3 protein-coding genes are annotated in these 2,496 nt (G+C 68.0%); all 3 read left to right on the top strand.

Annotated features, from left to right (window positions below; translation table 11 throughout):
• Positions 1-840, top strand: an 840-nt coding sequence (locus AB0M20_RS38005; protein WP_364305702.1) for an ABC transporter permease, incomplete at its 5' end; no start/stop codon positions are given.
• A 5-nt stretch (positions 841-845) separates the two neighbouring features.
• Positions 846-1,748 (top strand): ABC transporter ATP-binding protein, encoded by a 903-nt coding sequence (locus AB0M20_RS38010; protein WP_364305706.1) that lies wholly within the window; start codon positions 846-848, stop codon positions 1,746-1,748.
• Positions 1,748-2,482: an ABC transporter permease subunit gene (locus tag AB0M20_RS38015; RefSeq protein WP_364305704.1), complete on the top strand. Its 735-nt coding sequence runs from the start codon at positions 1,748-1,750 to the stop codon at positions 2,480-2,482. The genes AB0M20_RS38010 and AB0M20_RS38015 overlap by 1 nt, the downstream gene beginning before the upstream one ends.
• Positions 2,483-2,496: the final 14 nt, after the last annotated feature.

Below are 2,496 nucleotides of genomic sequence, written 5' to 3' on the forward strand. Positions count from 1 at the left end.
GACATCGGGTACCAGCGGTACACCGGTCCTCGCCTGGGTCGCGCCGCGGTCCTGGGCGCCATCTACGTGCACGGCCTGCGGGTGGCGTTCGGCTTCGGCCGCAGCGCCAAGTCGAAGATCTTCCCGTGGCTGGTCGCCGGCATCACGGTGCTGGTGGCGGTGATCCTGGCCGCGGTGCGCTCGCAGACCGGCATCGTGCCGCTCAACTACGTCCAGTTCGCCGACGCGATGAGCTGGCTGGTCATTCTCTTCGTCGCGATCGTGGCGCCCGAGTTGGTCTCGCGGGACATGCGGTCGGGCGTGCTGCCGCTGTATTTCAGCCGGCCGTTGCGCGCCGCCGACTACATCGGCGCCAAGTTCGTCGCGCTGGTCACCGCGGTGTGGCTGATTCTCGGCGTGCCGCAGTTCGTGATGTTCCTGGGCGCCGCGTTCACCACCAAGACCGGCATGTCCGGTGTCTGGAACGAGCTCGGCGACCTGTTGCCCGCCTGGGCGTACACGCTGATCTGGGCGGTTCTCTTCGCCGCGATCAGCCTGCTGATCGCGTCACTGACCGGCAAGCGCGCCTTCGCGGCCGGCGGCATCGTGGCGCTGTTCCTGATGACCACGCCGGTCTTCGGGGTGTTGCAGAGCCTGCCGTCGGAAACGGCGCGGGAGCTGTCCGGGCTGGCCAGCCCGATGATGCTGATCAGCGGCGTGGGGAACTGGCTGTTCCCGGGCCACGGCACCGGCTTGCCGATCGGCCGGTTCGGCCCGGTGTACGCGATCGAGGCGGCCACGCTGATCCTCGGCTGCCTGCTGTTGCTGCTGGCTCGATACCGGAAGGTGGCCTCGCTGTGAGCACGATGGAGCTGCAGAACGTCTCGCGCTGGTACGGCAACGTGGTCGCGGTCAACGACGTCAGCATGACCCTGGGTCCCGGCGTGACCGGCCTGCTCGGCCCGAACGGCGCCGGCAAGACCACGGTGCTGCACATGATGGCCGGCTTCCTCGCCCCGTCGAAGGGCAAGGTCACCCTGGACGGCGGCGCCACCTGGCGCAACCCCGGCGTCTACCGTCACCTGGGCCTGGTCAACGAGCGCGAGGCCGTGCACGGCTTCCTGACCGGGTACGAGTTCGTGCTGGCGAGCGCGAAGATGCACAAACTCCCCGACCCGGCCGCGGCCGCGAAAAGGGCGGTCGAGCTGGTCGAGATGACCGACGCGCAGGACCGCCGCCTCGAGACGTACTCCAAGGGCATGCGGCAACGCATCCGGGTGGCCGCCGCGCTGGTGCACGACCCGCAGGTGCTGCTGCTCGACGAGCCGTTCAACGGCATGGACCCTCGGCAGCGGATGCACATGATGAGCCTGCTGCACGCCCTCGGCGATCGCGGGCACACGATCCTGTTCAGCTCGCACATCCTCGAGGAGGTCGAGCAGGTCTCCGGCACGGTCCAGGTGATCGTGGCGGGCCGGCTGGCGGCGTCCGGTGACTATCGCGAGATCCGCCGGCTGATGACCAACCGCCCGCACGTCTTCGCGGTGCAGTCGTCCGACGACCGACGGCTGGCCGTCGCGCTGATCGGCGAGGAGTCGGTGAGCGGCGTGGAGATCGAGGCGACCGGGATGATCGTGCGCGCGTCGGATTACGGCAGCTTCACCCGCGCCCTGCCGCGGATCGCCCTGAAGGAAGGCATCCGGCTGCGCAAGCTGCTGCCCTCCGACGAGTCCCTGGAGAGCGTCTTCTCCTACCTGCTGGAGGCATGATGTCCACGGTCGCATACATCACCACGCGCGGCCTGTTCGGCCGGCGCCGGGCGTTGCTGCTGCTGCCGTTGCCGCTGCTGCTGGTCGGGCTGGCGCTGCTCGTCCGGGCGTACGACGTACCCGCCGCGGAGTGGGGCGCGCCTGTTCTGGTCGGGCTGGGCCTCGCGGTGCTGCTGCCGGTGACCTCGCTCATCGTCGGCACCGGTGTGCTCGGCTCCGAAGTGGACGACGGCACGATCGTGCACATCCTGACCAAGCCGATGCCGCGCCGCGACATCATCCTGGCGAAGCTCGGCGTCGCGGTGCTGGTGACCGCGGTGACCTGCGCGGTGCCGCTGTTCATCGCCGGCTGGCTGGCCTCGTCGTGGAAGCTGGGCGCGGGGCTCGCGGTGGGCGCCGCGGTGGGCGCGTGCGCGTACTCGGCGTTCTTCCTGCTGCTCAGCCTGCTGACCCGCCGCCCGGTGCTGCTCGGCCTGGTCTACATCCTGATCTGGGAGGGTCTGCTGGGCCGTTTCGTCAGCGGCACGCGGGTGCTGTCGATCGAGCAGTACGTGCTGACGATCACCGACAAGGTGGCTCCGACGGACCTGCTCACGGGCAACGTGTCGCTGCCCGTTGCGATCGTCATGAGCGTGCTCATCACGGTCGGCTGCATAACGTTATACCAACATTATACTCTCATTATACTAATTGCTTATTCCAATTTCCTATTGGTTGGAACCAACAGGCGTTAGTGTGTTGTTGAGTT

It is taken from the genome of Actinoplanes sp. NPDC051633 (assembly GCF_040681735.1).
GTDB lineage: Bacteria > Actinomycetota > Actinomycetes > Mycobacteriales > Micromonosporaceae > Actinoplanes.